Raw genomic sequence first — 19953 nt, 5'->3', positions numbered from 1 at the left:
CTGATTTTTTCATTATCAGACTGATAATGAAAAAAACTTAAAAAAAAGGGATGGTTTTAAGCCATCTCTTTTTTTTGTTTAAAACCCTTTTAGATAGTTTCTTTATATAAATTCTCTTATAATCTTTAGTATATACCGCTCAAAAGTAACCGATGGTGCTTTGATATTTTAATTAAAAGATGCTTATACATATTGCCATGGAGTTTATATGTCAACTAAAAAGAAATGGTTGGATCTGAGTAGCTTTGGCGCTCAACTTGTAGTAACCCCTAAAACTGATTCAAGAAACCAAGCAGCCATTATTAAGATTAAAGATGTTGAGCTTTTAGAGAAAAAGTTGAACACATCTTTAAACAGCTTCTTAACTGGTTTAAAACAGACTGGAAAGTTTGTTTATATCACCAATGAGCAAAATAACGACCTTAGTTTTATGTATAAGAGTTCGCAAGATAGTCTCTCTCTTGCTGACATAAAATCTGTTTTTCCTTACGACTCTAAAAATGACCTCATTGAAATGGATATGTCAGATATATATCTGCAAAACCCAATGAGTAGTGCTGAAAAAAACCAGTGGCAATCCCTATTTGAACTCAATAATCAAAAGTCCGTTGTGCTTTACCAAGCAAAACAGCAAAAACCGTTTGCCCAAAATACAACCATTATGGGTGCGGTTAAACAATTCAATAAAGCAGATTTAGGCTGGAATAAGCTACCGACATTACTGCAGTCAGTAGATCCATTGCCGTTGGCTGATTTAGACAATTACGGGTACCAAGCAGATAAAACACTGACTCGTTATTATGTTGATAAAGAAGCAGCGCTAAATGCTGGACTCATAGAAGATACGATAGAGCCTATTGAACTAAGCAAACAGCTAGTGATTTCGGTTAATTCAGGCGGTGAAGTACTTGCCCTAAAAGATATTACGCAAATCCCTGAGCTGACCAATTATAAAATATCTTCACATCCAGCATGGCCAGCGTATAACAGCTTACCGAAGCAATTTATTGATATTCGAGAGCTGAATAAGGGACTGAATACGAGCATTGATCCAATTGTGAATGCGCTTAGATCGGATGATCATGCCGTTAATCACCAAGGATTGATCAAGCTTCAAACCTTAGTCACGAAAATCAATGACTGTTTGTATTCATACGAAGAAAACAGCATCCCGTCAGCATTGGCACCATTTGGTATAGAAACAACTGCGTTACAGCTGGTGGACAATGATTGGAAAGTTTGGGAATACAACAACCAAACTTTAGATGTAGAAGAATTCGACCTTACCGATAAGATTAAGGACCTGATCCAAAGCGTTCAAAATAATATTAATAATTTAAGAACATTTGATCCCTACTCAATTGGTGATAGCAGTTTTGATCGTGAATTAATTTATGAAAGTTTGGATGACATCGGTACAAGTTTAGAAAGCTTGGATCTCAATCAAATTAAGCAAACCATACCGCCTGAACCTAAGGTTCCAGTAAAACGTTTGTTCAATCGAATTGATCACTTTTTTAGACACACCAAGTTTAAGCCGAACATTCCGGAACCAGTCATTAAGGACTCTTTGACTAAACTCGCTTTAATGCGAAAAATTAAGCAAGAATACCTACAAAAAATTGCAAAGCTCAAAGAAGAACGTCAAGCCATTGTTGAAGCAAAAGCAACACATACCATCAGTGAGCGTATTGAAAAAGCGGTTGCGATTCAAGTCGCTGTTGCTACTGAAAATGCGTATGTTTTGGATCAGCAAGCCTATGAAGATCAAGCTTATGAAATGGAATTGGCATTAAGTCAGTTAAACATCGCTTCTACGCGTCTGAACAATCTTTATGATAGTTTTTTTGATTCAGTGATAGACCGTGAAGAATACGGCACGGATCTGGATAACTTCCTACAAAGCGTTGTCACCGATGATGAATTGCAAGATGAAATGCAACGTCTATTGGATGAAGCGAACGAGTTTGAAGCTACTCACACCTCAAATGACATTGACATTTATCATTTCAACGTTGATCTAGGTGAAGAACCTAACGGGCTTTGGAATGAAGCTGTTAACCAGTTTGATGTGGTTCATTATTATGATGAACAAGATCAAGAGTTATCTGCAGTCGAAAAGTTTGAATATTCTATTTTGGGATATTCACCATCTCAAGAATCTGCAATGCCAGATTTTAACGATATGGTGTTCTCGAATGCTGTATCAGTGCTGGATAACAGTATTGAGGACATGATTGCGACCAGTGCTGAAAATGTAGGTAAAAACTACTTTTCATTTCATCAGCAAATGCCTCGTATTCTTCAACAACTGCATAGTATTAATAGCCAATTTACGGCGCTTGGTGATGGTGATGCCCATAGCATTGCATCACAATATTTATCGGATGAAAGCTTAGAGCGATTCTATAACCTGTTAGAACAGGACGGTAACTACAAGGGTTTTAATAAGCGCATCGATGTGGCTCATGTGCTTTCTGAGCTGAGTAGCAATATTGGCAACAATCCTGACTCCCCTATCCTTAACCGATTACCTGATATTAGGTCGCAACTCAATCATGCGATAAATGAGGAATTACGTGTACGCACGAATCCTGGTAATGCACTGGCCAACGCGATTGTTTTTGCTGCGACCAATGAAGTTTTGTCTTTAAAAGAAACACTCGAAAAAGATGAAATCTATGTGGTAGACAGCTTTCAAAACTATCTGCCTAAGGTGATACATAAAGACCACTTCAACTCAAATACACAAGAACAGCTTTTTGCCTTAAATAAAAAGGTCGCGGTAAGTATGGCGTATAAGCGCTATCTACAAGACTTTTATCAAAATGCCGTGGGTGAAGAGTCTAAATCTGAAGCGGTTACTGCCATTATTAATAATGAGCACAAGCATATTTTGATGGCACTAGGTTATCTAACACCGACCTACAATGAAGTCACGGCGCCAAAAGACTCGAAAATTGAAAATGTCGTCACGTTGACTGAAGAAGCGGTAAAAACCTACCTAGCTGAAGGTAACGCTTTGATGGTTGAGCCTGAAGTTAGCGCACGTTCTTTGGCGGTGTATAGCAGTACGATAGCATCTGATCAGAACTTCATTCGCTTACTGCCGATGGATCTAGGTCAAAAGGTTAGTTCATTACAAAAGCAAAAAACCATTATGATTAATGGTGCTTCTTCGTTTGAACATATCCTGAGCTCTAATCCGATCAGCAAAAACAAGCTGACCTATGATGACCTTAAGAATGTAATTCTTAATCGTATTTTGACCAAGGAAGCGGTACCGAAATATGAAAAAGGCTTAAAGCTTGATATTGAAGTTAAGAATGTCTATGAGCATGCATCAAGTTTCTTGCCACTTGAAAAGACCGATGTTAACAGTGAAAATGACTTTGGCAATCTCTTTAAACATGGGCTTGTGCTTGAAGCATTACAATCGACTCCAGACTCACTCAAGAATGGATTTAACCTCAACCGTGATTTAATCAATTCTGCCCTACTGCAGTCATTTGAAAATCGTTCTATTGAAGAATGGACGGCACTAAAAAATAAATCCCTCGAGACAAAAACGGGATCTCTTTTAAGCATTATCACCAATCCAGAACGTATCAAAGAGTTTGAGTTTCCTGAGATAAATTTTTATCTCACGGTTTCACCAGCTGATGAACAAAAGCACGGTGCGATTAACTTATATTTCAGCGGTGAACAGATTCCGTCTACCGATCGCTTAATCGTTAAATCAAGTCTGAATGACTTAGCTGCAGACGATAAGGCGCTGTTTAAAGCTTTGACGCTTAGCAATGATTCAGTTTTAAGTACGCAAGAGCAAATGCAGTACTTGATCGACTCATTAGAAAAACGCTATCAGATCTTCCAGTCGATCGAAAACCTACACCTTAAAGAAAAGGTATTGTTTAACCCTGAGTTGGACGATTACAAGGCATTAACTTTGCGTGATGCCGATAATCAATACATCGATCCAACGGCGAAACAAGATCTAATCGATTTTGTGAAAAGCAATGATGTGATGACCAATGTTGATTTGATGAACGTCTTTACCGACTACATCAATCAAAAAGAAATGGATCAAGCGTTTGAAAACGGCTCCAAAATTATTGTGGCCAATGACGGTGCTGATTTAGTGATTTCTGTCATAGATAAAGACACACCAGTTTTACAGCATGATCAATTACGGGTTTTTGATAATGTTGAGCAGTTTGCTAAATTCAACGAGCGTGGTGGATTGTTTAAAGACTTCCAGTTAAACGGGATAAAAGCGCATCTTGTGGACCAAGTATTAAATGATCTTGGGTTACGTGAAAACATACTGCAGACAATCAAGGTGCCATTATCACCCGGTTTTGAAAATATTGATGTTAAAGGCCTTAATGAGATTGTGGCTGTTAATATTTCAACATTGGTCAATAAAATTGATTTTACCTTTGGTGAAAAGCTACTTGAATCTAAAGACCGGTTCGATCTCGCGATTAAAGTTGCCGATGATCAATCTCCGTTAAAACTGGCCATTGTGAATAATGCCGAACATCAGCAATTTGTTGATCAAGGCTATAAAATTCTTCCTACGCCAAAGCACCCGAACTCTAAGAACTTCTTAATTACTGATTTTGCAAAATCATTCAAAAAAGCAGAATTATTTAAGTCTCGCGATCAAGTATATAAACCTGAACATATGGTTCAAAGCGCACCTGTTGTAGAAGTTGCCCAAGAACCATTGGTTGAAGAACCGATCGTAACTGAACCTGAAGTTCAAAAGCCTACTGAACCAGAAGTACAGGAAGCAACGGTAGAAGTTGTAGAGCCGACTGAGCCAGTTGCTCCAGAGCAAACATCACTGTTTGAGTCTGAGGGTAAGCCTGAAGCTGAAGCACCAAAAGAGCCAAAAACAACCAAACCGAAAGCCACTGAGCCACGTTCTGAAGTTGGACTTATTGAAGATACGGGTATGAAAATGCCTGGTGCGAAAAAGGATCTGTATGGTCCACGTTTATCGCTCAGTCAGATTCAAGATATGTCGCTTTTGCAAGTCAAAAACCTAATTACGCGTGACAAAATTTGGAAAAAGGAATCGGTTTTACAAGCAAAAGAAGCTGGTCGAGATATTTACATTCACTTGCTGACTGACGCTGTACGCAAGATGACGAATGATCAGCCACGTTATCCGCTTGAAAATGCCACTGAAGAACAGTTTAAAAAAGTAGGTGCTGGATACTATGACGCTGTTTTAAGTATGCGTGATGCATTAATGGAAGCAAAAACAGTTCGTGAATTTATTCCTAATGCATGTGATTTATACGTTCGTTTGAATGAAGACAAAGATCTGTTCACGGCGTTTAAATCATTAGATCGGTCATTATTTTCATTGGTAGAAAGCTATGCTGAATATGCTGCCACTGACATGATTATTAGTTCTGAATTGGCGAAAACCGATAGTAGTGAAGCACGTAAAACGCTCACTGAAGCACTTCATCATTTACGGAAAGAGTTACCGCCAGTTAAAGGCACCTACTCTATCTATAAAAAAATACGTAGTGCGATTGATGCCAAACCGTTCCAAGACAAAGTAAAAGCGACTGTTACTTTTAGAAGTGGCAACATTATAGATTCGAGTACGCTATTTAGCAGATCTGATGCTGGTCTATCTGAACAAGTAATGGATCTGTTAACTGCTAAAAAAACCAAAGACGCAACTGCAGAGAATGATGATACTCAAGAAGTCTCGTTATCTGAAAAGAATGTATCGCACATTGTAGATGACACGGCGAGTACCTTAGATGCCCTATTCAAAGAGTATGCTAAGCCTCGTACTATGCGTAAGGCATTCAAGCTCAGTGATGTGGTTGTGACGGAAAACATTGCTTCACGTAATGGCCAAGATGTTACAGCACATACCTTGCAAGCGACCTTTGGATTTAAAGCCGTAGAGTTTGGCGAGTACTTGAACCAGAGCGATCGTCAAATCGCGTTAAATAACGCATATGACGGTTGTTTCGCTCTTGCTAAGGCACTTGATATAGATCCGAAATTTGTTGGCTTTAACGGTATGTTGGGTGTTGCTTTTGGTTCGCGTGGACGTTCCGCTGCGATGGCACATTACGAGCCATCTAACCGTGTGATTAACTTAACCAAGAATTCAGGTTTTGGCTCGTTTGGTCATGAATTTTTCCATGCCTATGACCATCTCATTTTTAGTGCGATGACACGCAATCAACCAAAAATGATGATGGAAAACGTACAGCCTTATCTAACTCGTTTTGCAGAATTGAATAACATTAAGTCTGAGAAGTATGCCAACATTAACCAAGATTTGTTGCAAGCTGCAGCCAAAGTAAATCAAGCGATGTATTACTTGCCAATGAAAAAGGATGACTCGATAGAAGTACTTCGCACGAGTCTTGAGAATCAAGTCAAGTTTTATGAAACCAGCATCAAAACGATTTTGGATAAAACATTGGTAGATCAACCTGACATTGTTGATTTGTTTACGCCAGATAGAGACAGCATAAAAGAGAAAATTAATACGTTTATTGCGGAACGTGGCAAGTTGCATACTGAACTATCTTCATTGATTAACTTCGCTAATCGTCATGAAGATCCTGAACTTTTCCAAAAAGACGCTATACAGCATAGACGTTATATGCACGTTGCCCAAGGCTTGCATAAGTTCTTGTCTGAAAATGAGTATCCAATCCCACGGACTGAGCTCAACAAATATATCACGCAATCTCGTTCTGAAATTGATCATGATCGTGTCTTTGCAGCGCAAGTACTTGGTGCAGCGAACAGTACAGTCTTTAGATCAGTTGTATTCCGTGATTATCGACAAATGTTGCGTAGTCAGTTTGCGATATGTGCACTCGACTTCATCAAAGAAAACAGCCCTAAACCATTGTCAGATGAACACTTAAAGTTAATTTCTTTAAGCTTACAGACGAACGATCGCTTAACATCAGCTAATCAATCTCAGCTAAAAACTGATTTCTACAAAAATGCGATGGTATTAGAGGGCTTAACAAGTGCTAAGAAGCCGTATTGGACGACCGCACATGAAATGTTTGCCCGTAGTGGTGAGCAGTACTTACAAGTGACCTTAGCAGAAATGAACTTGCGTAATGATTGGCTTGTTTACCCTTGTCCTGAAGGTGGTTCATCTTCTGTAACTCAACCGCATGGTATAGAAAAAGATGCAATCATGAAGGAGATTCGCGAATTTACGGTGAAAGGCCTGGACTATATTCAGGAAAATATTGCTGAACTGCGTTTTGCTGATCATCAGCAGTATGTCAGAAATGCAATGCACTTCTTCCAACCGGGTACAGATCAACATGAGAACCTAGTTAAATGGAATGAAGTCATTAATGAGATGTCACAAGCTGAATACGATGAATATTGGACTAAGCTCATGACCAACATTGAAGTACAAGCAGATCCAGAATTAAGCAAACAAAAGAATAGCGATCCTGAATTGGCACTATAAGCAATTTTGAGATCTTGGATGCTATCCCCTGTGGGTGGCATCTTTTTTTATACGGTGGCATTTTTATTTATAAAAAAAGAAAGAATAGTGCACGGTTTTAGATGGTTTTATTAAAAATGATAGGTATTTAAACAGTGCTATTTACTCGGTATATACTATTTTAAAGAATAACGCTTAAACCCTCCCTCAAAGTTAATTTTTTAGTTTAATATAAGCACATATAAGTACTCGTAAGAGTCGTTTTAAAGTCTTGGATCATGCTATGTGACCAAGTAGGAGACTATAAAGTGAATGAAGTTAAATGGCCTAATTTAACTGGTCTTGGTGCGCGTCTTGTAGTATCGCCAGCCAACAATTTTCGCCCAAAAACGGCGATGCTTGTTGTTAATGAATTTGAGCAATTCAAAAAATCTATTGAACAAAACAGTTCTAAGCAATTTGAACAAGTGTTAATGGATGCCCATTTTTATGAAGTGCAAAATGATGATGGTATTCATGCGTACTACTATAAAAACCCGGCAAAGTCTGGTATCGATCTAAACGATCTTCAGAAGGTCTTTCCAGCGTTTACCAACGATATGAAAGTACCGACTAAGCAAGAAGATATTTATCTCACCAATCTACCGTTTAAAAAGAACATTCCGAACTGGAAAAGTTACTTCGCATCAGCGACCGAACGCCTTTCCGCTTTCCCTGAAGTGTATGTCAGCAAGCTAAACAATGGATCTAATATCCTTGATACGCTGAAAACCAGTCTTCAGGAATCGAACAAATCCTACTTGGCTCAATTTCAGTCTTCAAAAATTCCTTTTAATCGTCTTCAAGATTATGGCTATGAAAATATCTTCTCTAAAGTCTATCTAGATGAAGAATCGGCGATGGCCAGTGGCGAAAGTCCAGATAAACTAGCCAAAATTAAGTTGTCTCCATTTGCAGTACCCGTCAATTACGAAAAAGATGGTTCGTTACTGATTATTGATGACTTGCGCCATATTCCTGAAATCTTTGCTCATGATCCGTATGAAGCATTGGGGTTAAATGACAATATTAACCTGGTGCATTTTGCTCATGAATACGAGTCCACTTTTAATCAGCTGATTGAGCATGGCCGTGGCAACAGAATGTTTAACATGAGCTTTAAAGATGTTGATGCTTATGTACAAAAATTAGCTTCTGATCTTGTTGTGATAGACCGTGTGTTTAATCAACAGCAATTGCCGTATCCAAAGCTATTAGAATCAGCTAAACAAGGTATTCCAGCTTTTTATAAAGATGAACACGGCACATGGATGGCGTCTAAACAAGGTATTGAAACACGCCTTGTAGATAAGATGGTGTATGACGCTGCCATGCTTCGCCATGATGTCTTACAACAAATGGTACGCCAGATGCCAACAGGTAAAGTTTTCTTTGCCGATCTGAGCCAAGAGTTCTCTGAATTCTCTGTAAACATCGTTCCTAAGTTTAATGCGTTCTATGATCACCAATCTGCTGAAATCAAACAGCGTAAACTAGAAGAACAACTCAATGAATCAAATGTTAACGAGATCTTGAATGATCTTGATGTTAATTTTGAGGCAACTGAGAAGGCATCTATTACTGAGTCTGATCTACTCAACATTGCAAATGACCTCCCTACTCCAGAAATTGATGATGTTGCCGTACTTAAAGAGCTCTTAAAGTTTCCTGAAGAATTATTGGATGCAAGAGGCAATGACAAGGTGCGTGATTTCGCGCCGTCTATGCTTGAAATTAGACAGATCTTGGATGTCTATGTCATTCCTAAGGCTACCGAACAAGCTCAACAAATTGAGAAGCAATATAGTGATTATCTAAATCAGAAATATGCTGAAATTCAAGATGTCGTGCGCTCAGCTACACAAACAAAAAGCTTCAGCGTAGATGATATTCAAGCGATCTCTGACGAAATCGACACACACAATGTTGAGATCTCAAAACAGTACAATGAAGTTAAAAAAGTCTTATGGCAAAGTGAAACTTTGGTATCTGGCATTACGTCTGCAACAAATACCTTTTTGTTTAATAAAAACAGCTTCTACTACGCTAAAGATGAAAACGGCAAATTTGTAGGTTTTGAATCTGAAGTAGAAAGTAATCAACACAAAGCGGATCTGTTCAAATTACTATCTAAGCAATTCGACAATCAATTGGTTTCAATTAACACGCCTGAGCTTCAGGAATTTGTGAATAATGAAACTGCAGTTAATATGTTGATGTCACGCACGAACAATTATGTTGAGCAAAATATCAATGATTTTGTTGCTGGTGATTTTTCTGCGCCGTTAGAGCTAGAGCAAGATGCACAGCGTTTAGAGTTAAGCGATCTGTGCACGGCTGATCTTGCTAATAACGATAAATTAGCTTCAGCGTATTTTGAAGAGTTTACTCGGCTTCTTGATGAATCAAACTTTGATGAAGCATTTTTAAAACAATCTCTATCACAAACTAAAAGTGCGTCATTCTTAAAGAACGGTGTAAATGAGATTTTATTCCGTAATTTATTGGTGCCAAATGCAAGTGAAAACTTTAATCGTAAGACTAAATCTGATTCTGTTCCTGAGGATATTTTTGCTAAAACTTCATCACATACAGATGGGTTTAGTCTGGACCGTCAGTTCAATCGCTTTGTTGAAGTTCAAAGCTTCCAAAAGGCATTAACAGCCAAATATCCGCAACAAGACTGGTCATTTATCACAAAGGATGACCGTGGCGAAAACATCAAGTCGATTGCTGAAGATATGCAGTCTGACATCGAAGAAGACTGCAAAGATGCAAAGGATTTGTTGTCGAGTATCGAACGTCAGTTTTATTCTAAAAATTCGACCTTATTTGTCTCGAACATGGATCTCGCTGCAGATGAAATCTATGTTCAGATTAAACCAACGGGTGACATTGACGATTTAAAAGTTAAAACCGTTAAATCAAATGAATTTGATGAAAACAAACATTATTCATTGTCTACCGATGCCTACAAAGCAACAAATCAAGCGTATGCGAACATTGCCAAGTATTTTGTTGAGAAAACCCTATATCTAGAAGATGGCGATTATGACAAGGCACAAAAAATAGCTGCCTTAGTGATTGCTGGTGAAGATAAAGAGCTCAAACAAGAAACTAAGAAAGTCTTTGGTGTAGAGCTGACTGCAGATGACTTAAAGCAAGTCCAAAGCATGCAGTTAGAAGATGGTAAGCTCCAGTTAAACAAAACTGCCCTACCGAACCACAACTACAACAACATTCAGCTATTCAACTATCTGAACCTGATTGATATTAATCAGCGTACAGTTTTTGGCAAATTTGATGTTGAAGTACAAAAAGAATTTGAGGTGATTAAGGATCTTCTCAAACCTAATGTAGCTTTTCAGAATAACGTTAAATATTTTTCGCTATCAGCTGAAGAAGAGAACGTACAGTTCAATAGTGAATCTGAATACTTTAACACTCAGCTAGAAAATGCTGTAAAGCACTATGAAGATCACCACGGCGCAATCAAGATCCCTGATCATGATTTGTTTATCACCGTGTTTCAAAAGAATGATCTTCAGTATATACGCCTCTACAATCATAAAGACAAAAATGCGCCGTTTATTGGGCATTCAGTTTCCCTAGATGCCAATATGCATAAGGCTACTGGCTTTAATGATAGAGATGCGGTTAAAACGTCTGCGAATGCTTTGTTTAAGTTATCGACTTCACGCAACAGCATGACGTTTATGCCTCCAGCTAAGTTCACTTTTGAAAAATATTACGAGTCAGATCTCAACTTCTTCAAAGCTAAAGACAGTCAGCAAACTTTAATCAATAAAGTGTTTACGTCTTTACCAAACAAGATGTTCCAGTACATTTCTGATCATCCTTCTAATTTCAACTCTAAATTAGATTTCATCAGCAATCTTAATTCTGCAACATACGAAAAGTTTGAGGATCTTAGCTACGATAAAAAACCGAATGAAGTCACTGAGCTTCTGAGCAACATCTCTCCAGCGTACACCTATGTTATCGCTCATGTAGATGGCCAGACAGCAATCATGCCTAAAAACTTAACCAAAGTTTTTGATGTTCAGGCATTTGAAGAAGTTCATCCGTTTGATTTGGTGAACTCTAAACTTCAGAAAAGCGATCTTAAAGAACTTTTTAGCAATGGTATCAATGGTGAACCTGATCCATTCATTAATAAGCTCAAATTTAGTGTTGTATTAAACCGTGTAGGCAATCCAGAACTTGAGGATATTCAGCCTAGATTTATGTTAGAGCAGATCGCCGTGAATGAGGCGTTTGCAGAAAAATATAAAACCTTAACCGCTTTAAATGAAGTCAATGCCGTCATGCTTGAGCATGTCAAAGCATTACAAGATACGGTTAAACAGGCTTATGCTGAGCATTTTGTAGGTTCCAACCCTAAAGTTCACCAATACAAGTTGCTAAACAAATCATCTCAACAAGATGAAACACCGCAATTGTTTATGGTTGATACGGACTATGAGCCTCAATTGACTGCCGTGCTTCTTCGTATACCGTCTCATGACTATCAGTATCAATTGATTACTGGTTTTGATGATGTAGACCAGTTTAGTCACGAAATCTTAAATGCTATCGAATCTAAGGTTAATTTCGGTACCACTTTAGAGCAATTAGCACTTTCTAACTTGCCTGAAATTCAGATTAAACACAAAACTGACTTTGAGAATAAACAGTTAGCAAGTTTGCATTTCCAAACTTTGATTACGAATACGCTTGGTGCTCTATACGATCAAACTGCACACATAAAGCCGTATATCAAAACTGAAAATCACAAATTGTTTTTGGCCATCAAGCCATCGACCGACAATGAATATGCATCGGTTAAACTTTTTGGTGATAAAGGCGATATTCACGGTGATTACAAGTCTCTGTGCGTTTTTCCTGTTAAAAGTATGCGCTCAGTTGAAGATGTCTTACAACTTCAAAACCGTGTTTTTACTGACTTCACGTTTATCGATCAATTGGTACCAAAAGACAAATATGTGCCTGTTGATGTAAAGGTAGAGCCAAGTGACTCCCCGGCTACGTACTTAGGTGATGTAGGTGCCAAGTTTGGCGGTGCACATAAAGATCGCTACGGAGAATATATTTCATTGGAATATATTTCAGCGACATCAGCCGATCAAACAGCTACGGACTATCGAAAAGCAAAAATCGTTGCAAATAAAGAATTCCAAGCTTGGTACACCAATACGCCACTCGGTATTGATGACAAAATATTCGTAAAGGCAATGTATGACTACTGCCCAACTAAACCGTTATTCTCTAAAAATGCGTTGATGCTTGATAGCCAACGTGCGACAGAATTACGTGCGTATGTGGCTGTTGTTTCTAACATCAGAAATTTGATGGTAGATACTCAAGAAGAGTTGATTCATGCGGTAAGAAACAATAAAAGCTTATCTGCTGAAAGTCTTGGTATGACTGATCGCCAACGTAAAGACTATATCGGGCTTTATAGTAAAGGTACCAAGAACAACTACAAAAACTACTTCGAATTGCTTAGCAATTTGAATGAGTACTACATTATGCCAGAACATACAGGCGGTATCAGTGTTCAGCTTGAGAAAATCATCGAAAAAACGATTGATAAAGAACTCAGTGAGATTCTATCAACAGGTAAGATCTTTGATTTTTACGGTAAGTCGAAAGTCACTAAAGATGTGAGCGATGCGATCAGCAACATGCAACGCACTGGCTTATATTCAACTGTGCTTGAACCATACGTTCTGAAAAGTGCGATTGAAAGTGGTTTAGTTAAAGCTGAATCTGCACCTATTTATGTTAAAGATCCTGTTGCACCAGTTATAGAAGCAACGACTGAAGCTGTGAATACACCTAAAGCACCACGTTTGCCGTCATTTACCAGTGAAGTGAAAAAACTTGAAAATGGCTTTGTGACTGAAAAAGTCCAATCAAGCATTTACGGATTGTTAAATTACTCTCGTACTGGTCCTGATCATCGCCAAGGTGCCGATGTGGATTCATTCAAGCTTAAAGATGACTTTTCTATCCGTGGTGTTGAAGTAGGCAATAAAGTTAGTCCTGTGGCTCAACAGTTGGTTAATGCCGTGTATGACTCATTGGCTGACTTAAAACAACTCATGGGCTTTAAATCAAACAATGGTTTATTGAACTTGGGTGTTGCTTTGGCTTCACGCGGAATTAAAGGATCTGCAGCGCATTTTGAGCTGTCTAAGAACGTGGTTAACTTGACTCGTGATAGCGGATCTGGAAGTTTGGCTCATGAGTATGGCCATGCGCTAGATGCACACTTGGGGATGTTGGAAAAAGCGGAAGTATATAAAAATCACGCTCAAATGAATCGTTCTGTACTTCAGGACTATTATGAAGACATCCCTAATTTTGAGATACCAGGTGCACGACACTTCTTATCAAATATGTTGGATGCTGGATACTCCCCTGTTACTGAGTCCGGTCGTGCTTTTGAAAAGTTACATCGTGCGATGATGAATGAGCCAGTTCAGCCAATGAAAAATTACGGTCAAGTACTTCATGAGAATGCTGAGACTGCAATCAAGGCGTACCACATTGTTGCTGATTCAATGCATGATGAAGTGATTAAGAATAAAGAGAATTATCCTAATTCTACGCGCAAAACTTTAAACAACTTCTTTGACTGGCACCAAAAGCACTATGAAGATCTCATTCGCCGTCAGTTTGAGAAAATTGAAGAGTACTTGAAGAAGTATGAGCGTGAATATAAAGCTGATAAAAACCTATCTTTCTTCAGTACGGTTCAAGACAAGGTGGATGTCATTGTCTCTAAAATTAACACTGACATTAATGCTATAAGCTTTAAGTCGTTTGAGCGCTATCAGCAAAAACTTAATGATATGCGCCAGCCAGAACATCATTTACCTACAACCGGTTTGGAAGAAAAAATTACAGGTGTTGCGACTGCAGCGAATGTGGATTTAAAAACACTATCGCAAAACCTATCTGAATACTTGATAGAGTCATCTAAATACAAGTTCTATAACCTGGTAGAGAAGTACATGCCTGAGGGTGTTAAAAATCCTCATACTCAAATGCAAAACTTCTTTGATAAGTCGCAAGACGTAGAAGTAAGCGTAGGTGATATTCGTTTTAGTGACAATCTATCGCGTTATAAAAAGGATTGTTTAAATATCGACAGTGCTGAAAATCGTGCAACGCCGTATTACGCGACCAGTACCGAAATGTTTGCCCGTTATTTTGAGACTTATTTGTACTCTAAAGTTTCAAATGAAAATGAAATGAAAAACTCATTTTTAATTGACGGCTACCCTACCGTACAACCTAAAGGTTTAGAGTTTGAGATCTGCAGAAACTTGACTGAACAATTAGTCGAAACTTGTGTGAATGAAATATTTGATCAAGATCTGCAAAACGAAAATACCCAAAAAATTATTGCTGAAGTTTCGATTGAAAAAGAAAATGAAGCTGACCAATTAAGACTTGAGATGTGAGATAACTAAATGCAATACGAAAATATTCATGAAGCAAAAACGCCACTTAAAAGCATGATTACTCGTAGTCATGCCTATATTCGCCTGTTGGTAGAAAAAAGTATGGCTGATGGTATTAAGTTTAAATATCACAACGGTAGACGTTTAACTCAAATTGATGATCCTGAGCGTGTTGTTTCTCAAATCTTCCCTTATTTTTTCCGTTTAGTTTTCTTGGAAATATCAACTTATTACGGTCAAACATTTGATGGTCTTAAGTTTCATTCTAAGAAACGTGCAACAGGAACATTGCAATTAGAGGTCAGTATTCTTGAAGACAAAATACCGAACCAATTAGAGTTTTTCACCTTTATTAGTTACGTTTTTAACTATGGGTTTTTAAAAAATCAATTCCATGAAGACTTAACCCTTTTAACCAAAGCAACAAAGTTTGCCAGTTAAAAGTTAGATCCATTTTAAATCTTAGATTTAGGTATATACTAAAAATAATTTTTAAATATTTAAACTTTCAATGTGGCTTTATAATCAAATAAAGCCATATTGATTTAGAAACAAGTTAGATATTTCTGAATTAAAAGTGTGGCGAAAGTATCAGTTTTATAAGTCAAACAGTCTGCAGTCTTTTAAGTAACTGTTATAACGAAATAGTCATAACTGAGTCGCTGTACATTTGATGTGTATGCCCTTTTATTAATCCCATTGGAGATGATCGAATGCAAAAACCATTGCATGAAAATCTTGAAAACTTTCTGCCTTACTTGAAAAGTGAACTCGCTGCCAAAGGTATTTTAAGTGCGTCACTCAAAACCATCTTTTTGAACTACATTGATCAGATCACAAAAGAGAATAGATTCGTCAGCCATACCAATACGACCGATCGACAAATTGTATATATAGAACGTGGCGATGATGCATTGATGTTGCGCTTTAAATATTTTGTTGAAAATAATGAGTACTTAGAAGTTGAGTTAATCATCACGGATACTCATGTAAAGTTGGTTTATGCTGAATCACCAGAATTACACTTGCTTTATGATGATGAAACACCAATTTGCTTAGATGCTGGCCAGTTAATCAAGTGTACCAATGACTATGGAGCATCACTTGCTACTTTAATTAGCGCCCTATTCCAATGTTTACTCAGTGATGATCCACAAAAAAATATCCAAGACGTACTTAATCAAACTAATCTTTTTGACAAAGTTTCAGATGAAAATGCCGAATTAAACAAGGGTTCACATGATTTCGATAACCGACAAAATCAAGCAAATATCTGGGTTTTCTGATTCAGATTCAGAAGTTGTTAAGGATAGTGTTTTATCCTTATCTACTGCTTTGTGGATCATGAATATACTCATGTCCACAAATTTTGTTATTGGTTTAACCAAGAGAGATCAGAAGCTTTTTGATAATGCCAAAGAAACACTGATTACTGAAATGAAGCGGTTAAATTACAATCTTAGCGATTATAAAGTACTCCCTGTTTCAAAAAAGAATGAACCGCTTTTGCTTCAAATTAAACTTGAACAAAAATCAGATCGGATCATAGATTTAGTCAATGCCAATTTAAAGGATTTATCCAAAGACGAGTCCATGGTTATTGAAGTTCTTTATGCAAATTTAATGAATAGTAATAGTGGTGTTTGCATCACTATAAGCGATATTCATGATAAAACAGCGCTTCAAGTCAGTGAGATTCTTACTGACATTTCAAAAGAATTAAAGGTATCTACTTTATCCGATGTTCTTGATATTTATGCACGACCAATTGAACATAATAATGCCAAGGTGAGCTTTACCCTGGTGAACCCATGGGCATTATCAACCGATAGAAAAAAGACTCTTTGCATTGCTGCACCCATATTCAATGAATACAACAGTCCATTTAAATTAATTGCACTTCTTCAAAATATCATTTATCTAATTAATCAGAAGTGTACTAAAGAGACGGACCTTCTATTCGATTCCATTAACCTACCAAAATTTCAAAATAGACTTTTTGGCCAAAGCTTTTTTTATATTAATTAGGACTAACCATGAAAAACCAAACACGCCCATTTACTGTAGTGTTGTTGGCTCCTATTGCAGAACAACCTATTCATGCTTTAGTTGCGCCATCAGGTGATTCAATTCTGTTATCACAAGATACGAAAGTCTCTACTCTCGCAAATTGTCCAGATATGATCGAATCTGAGTTCGGTACATATGATGAATTTCTTATCGAACATCGCGATCAATTTATGCTGTTTAACCAAGTCGCATCTGATTTAGATCCTGATCTAATTTTTCCTAAAGTGCATTCAGACCTACTTGAAGATAGCTTATGTATTATTCGTTCTATTTTCGCTTTTGAACGTTTCAAATTAGAAGAAGAACAAAAGAATGCTACTCGTAAAGAGCCTAAAGAAATTAATCAAGAATATTTAATGAAACGTGCGATAGACCAGGCAATGACTTTAGAGCAAGATGTTTCTGACCTTTCATCAAATGTAGAGCGCTTACAAAGCCCGATGTCTTAAACTCCATTAAATATATTTAAAATTAACTTTAAACCCTCTCTTAAAACTTATATGCTTATTAGTAATAGTTTAAGGGTGTGGTTTAAAGTATTTTTAGATGGATACAAATTTAGTTTTTTTCGATGACTTTAACGCTATTTCTAACACCTCTTCTGGTGAAAATCACCGTTCTTTAAATAACGTACTATTCTTCTTTCTCAACTATCATAAAGGTACGTTTTTAGCTGATACGATATTTTTTGATACCCAATATCAAACAATTGACAACCGTAATATTGTCGGGGTTTTGCCTGTTCTTTTTAGTATCTGCCAGATTGACCGTTCAGAAGGTCACACCGGGCAAATAGTCGATATTCAACAGGATCTAAATAACGTAGATGAAGATGATTATGAACCTGTAATTGATATAGATGATACGCAAACATTTAACTTGTTCTACCACTTCCTTAAACCATCCAATGATGCACCTGTAAAACCACACCTTAATAAACTAAAAGTATTACCAGACAACTTAATCGATTCGATTAAACACCATGAGCTTTTAAATTACATTCTTGCTCTCATTGAGAATAAGATCTGGACCGATTCTGATGTATTTAAGTATGAGTACAAAAATAGGTTTTTGTTTTGTGTTTTTATCTATTTGTCCAAGACCTTAGATCTAAGTTTTAATAGCTCTCACGATTCTTTCACGAGCTGGCTTGAACTGCGTAACCTATCTTGGTTTGGTGCTAATGAAGTTGATACCAGTAACTTTGCAACATTAGAGCTTTATATACATGCCCTATCCTACACGCTTAAACTGGCAAACCATATTGTAAAAGCAATCATTAATAATAATGTGACGCCGTTTAAAGTTGCACCGCAAGAAGAATTGTTTTACTTTTTTGCTGAACGTACAGACGCACGTTCTCCTAATGAAGAGACTACACCGCCGTATACGCCAGCGGAAGATGATGAAACTTTTTCCACTGAACTTTCTAGTGCTCCAGTACCAGCACCGTCAAATAAGGAAACACCAAAAGTAACCGATGCTTATTTATTGGTTGGTGCGGATCTTGAGGATTCTGAGTCCACAACATCAGAAAAGAATGTGATTACTCAAGACTTCAACTATCAAGCACGTTTAAATGAATTATATGAGCTGTCAAAATTCATCAAAGATGAAATTATAGATGCTCCAATCATTTCTATTAATCAAGCGTGGAATATAGTGCAAGATAAATGGAAGTTTTATCTCGATACTTTTTCAAGTAGCTACTTCAATATGAATGATTTTGAGAAGACGGCTATTCTTAAACAATTGAAATCACTCAAAGCCAGTATTTTTATGAACTGGTTTGATATTAAGTCGGGTGCTGGCCAGCAAGTATTTATTGATCTAGTGTCATACGACACGTTTAAGATTGAGTTTCTTTCTTCTGAAGCTAAGATTATCCAAACTTACATGAAGAACCGTATTAAAAATCAGATGTATTTTGAAACTACGGCGCCACAACCAAAGTTTTTGAGAAATCTAAACAACTTATTTAATGAACGTGTCGATACGCAAAAAATTAAAGACATAGAAAACACTGAACTTTTGTTGAAGGTGAATGGCATTCTTGACGGTGTTACCAAAGATCTCATTGACAATATCAATCTGCATTTATCAAATGACATTTATCTTGTGAACTACTTTTCTAATGTAGATAAGGAACTGGAACCGCCCAAATATCACTTATTAGATATTTTGCTTCGTACTTCAGTGCTTAACCTTATCTATGTTTGCCCTACCGCATCACTCAATGCTACCAAGGATCTTCTAAATGCAATCACTGATCCTGAAATTGAGGTTTCAGCTTTTGACACATTCGACCGCAAACAATATCAAAATCAAATTGTAAAAGAACTCGCATGTTCATTCCGTCAGCGCATAGATCCATCTGAACTTTTGAAGCTAGATATTACGTAGATATAAAAAATGCCCATCATTCGGGCATTTTCTTTTTAATGGTTAGGCTTACCAAGGTCTAGGCTCTGGTGGGCGTGATGTGTATTCATTATCCATATTGTTTTCAGATTCATTGTCTTGGTCCAATTCTGGATCTGTTTGTTTGTAGCGGTTTTGGTAATCTTGCTGCTCAATTAAATCTTCTAGAGCCATTTCTTTAAAGTGACCAACAAGTAATGAACGTGTTTCTTCTTGGTATTCTGGTTCTTGCGCTAATTGACGTCCAATTTCATTCGGTAGTTTATTGTCGTAGATATATTTTAGGTTGGTTCGTTGTGTTTGTAGTGTAGGTTGTGGGTTAAACTCGTCAGTAAGGGAAACTACTTTAGCTTCACTAAAACTAGTGCCACAATTAAAAACGGCTCTGGTCGCGTCTTGAAGTATATCTTCTTCGTTCTGTATGTTTTCCATTTGGCTTAAACCCTTTATTAA

The 19953-nt window shown here is 37.3% G+C and carries 8 protein-coding genes; 7 read left to right on the top strand and 1 reads right to left on the bottom strand.

The features are described 5' to 3' along the window. The first annotated feature begins 208 nt into the window (after positions 1 to 208). The 7 genes from ACWQ4X_RS07470 to ACWQ4X_RS07440 all read left to right on the top strand — a co-directional run bounded on the left by ACWQ4X_RS07470 (position 209) and on the right by ACWQ4X_RS07440 (position 19482). Entirely contained in the window at positions 209 to 7495 is a 7287-nt protein-coding gene (locus ACWQ4X_RS07470) for an LPD1 domain-containing protein (protein ID WP_336165468.1), read from the top strand. 287 nt (positions 7496 to 7782) lie between these two features. Continuing rightward, on the top strand, positions 7783 to 15009 hold the full coding sequence (locus ACWQ4X_RS07465) for an LPD1 domain-containing protein (protein ID WP_228261979.1): 7227 nt from the start codon (positions 7783 to 7785) through the stop codon (positions 15007 to 15009). A gap of 9 nt (positions 15010 to 15018) precedes the next feature. Next, a complete protein-coding gene (locus ACWQ4X_RS07460; protein ID WP_005005806.1) occupies positions 15019 to 15450 on the top strand; it encodes a hypothetical protein in 432 nt (143 codons plus the stop codon). A gap of 272 nt (positions 15451 to 15722) precedes the next feature. Continuing rightward, positions 15723 to 16295 (top strand): hypothetical protein, encoded by a 573-nt coding sequence (locus tag ACWQ4X_RS07455; RefSeq protein ID WP_125297400.1) that lies wholly within the window; start codon positions 15723 to 15725, stop codon positions 16293 to 16295. After that, the gene (locus ACWQ4X_RS07450) at positions 16249 to 17037 is read left to right on the top strand and encodes a hypothetical protein (RefSeq protein WP_005028672.1); all 789 of its coding nucleotides are present in this window, start codon (positions 16249 to 16251) and stop codon (positions 17035 to 17037) included. The genes ACWQ4X_RS07455 and ACWQ4X_RS07450 overlap by 47 nt, the downstream gene beginning before the upstream one ends. A gap of 8 nt (positions 17038 to 17045) precedes the next feature. Further along, positions 17046 to 17528 carry a hypothetical protein gene (locus ACWQ4X_RS07445; RefSeq protein WP_005028671.1) on the top strand — a complete coding sequence of 161 codons (483 nt, stop codon included), beginning with the start codon at positions 17046 to 17048 and terminating at the stop codon, positions 17526 to 17528. Positions 17529 to 17625: 97 nt separating this feature from the next. After that, positions 17626 to 19482, top strand: a complete 1857-nt coding sequence (locus ACWQ4X_RS07440) for a hypothetical protein (protein ID WP_457903227.1) — start codon at positions 17626 to 17628, stop codon at positions 19480 to 19482. 48 nt (positions 19483 to 19530) lie between these two features. On the opposite strand, the gene ACWQ4X_RS07435 is transcribed toward ACWQ4X_RS07440, so the two are convergent. After that, on the bottom strand, positions 19531 to 19932 hold the full coding sequence (locus ACWQ4X_RS07435; RefSeq protein ID WP_005028669.1) for a hypothetical protein: 402 nt from the start codon (positions 19930 to 19932) through the stop codon (positions 19531 to 19533). Between the last annotated feature and the right edge of the window lie 21 nt (positions 19933 to 19953).

Source organism: Acinetobacter sp. NigerLNRRAM0016, assembly GCF_054112845.1.
The sequence above is the reverse complement of the archived record's forward strand: the minus strand, read 5'-3'. Positions and strand labels throughout refer to the sequence as shown.

What these genes read in the sequence shown, in the direction of transcription:
- ACWQ4X_RS07470 (WP_336165468.1), top strand. Translation starts at nt 209, where the DNA reads ATGTCAACTAAAAAGAAATGGTTGGATCTGAGTAGCTTTGGCGCTCAA.
- ACWQ4X_RS07460 (WP_005005806.1), top strand. Translation starts at nt 15,019, where the DNA reads ATGCAATACGAAAATATTCATGAAGCAAAAACGCCACTTAAAAGCATG.
- ACWQ4X_RS07455 (WP_125297400.1), top strand. Translation starts at nt 15,723, where the DNA reads ATGCAAAAACCATTGCATGAAAATCTTGAAAACTTTCTGCCTTACTTG.
- ACWQ4X_RS07450 (WP_005028672.1), top strand. Translation starts at nt 16,249, where the DNA reads ATGATTTCGATAACCGACAAAATCAAGCAAATATCTGGGTTTTCTGAT.
- ACWQ4X_RS07445 (WP_005028671.1), top strand. Translation starts at nt 17,046, where the DNA reads ATGAAAAACCAAACACGCCCATTTACTGTAGTGTTGTTGGCTCCTATT.
- ACWQ4X_RS07440 (WP_457903227.1), top strand. Translation starts at nt 17,626, where the DNA reads ATGGATACAAATTTAGTTTTTTTCGATGACTTTAACGCTATTTCTAAC.
- ACWQ4X_RS07435 (WP_005028669.1), bottom strand. Translation starts at nt 19,932, where the DNA reads ATGGAAAACATACAGAACGAAGAAGATATACTTCAAGACGCGACCAGA.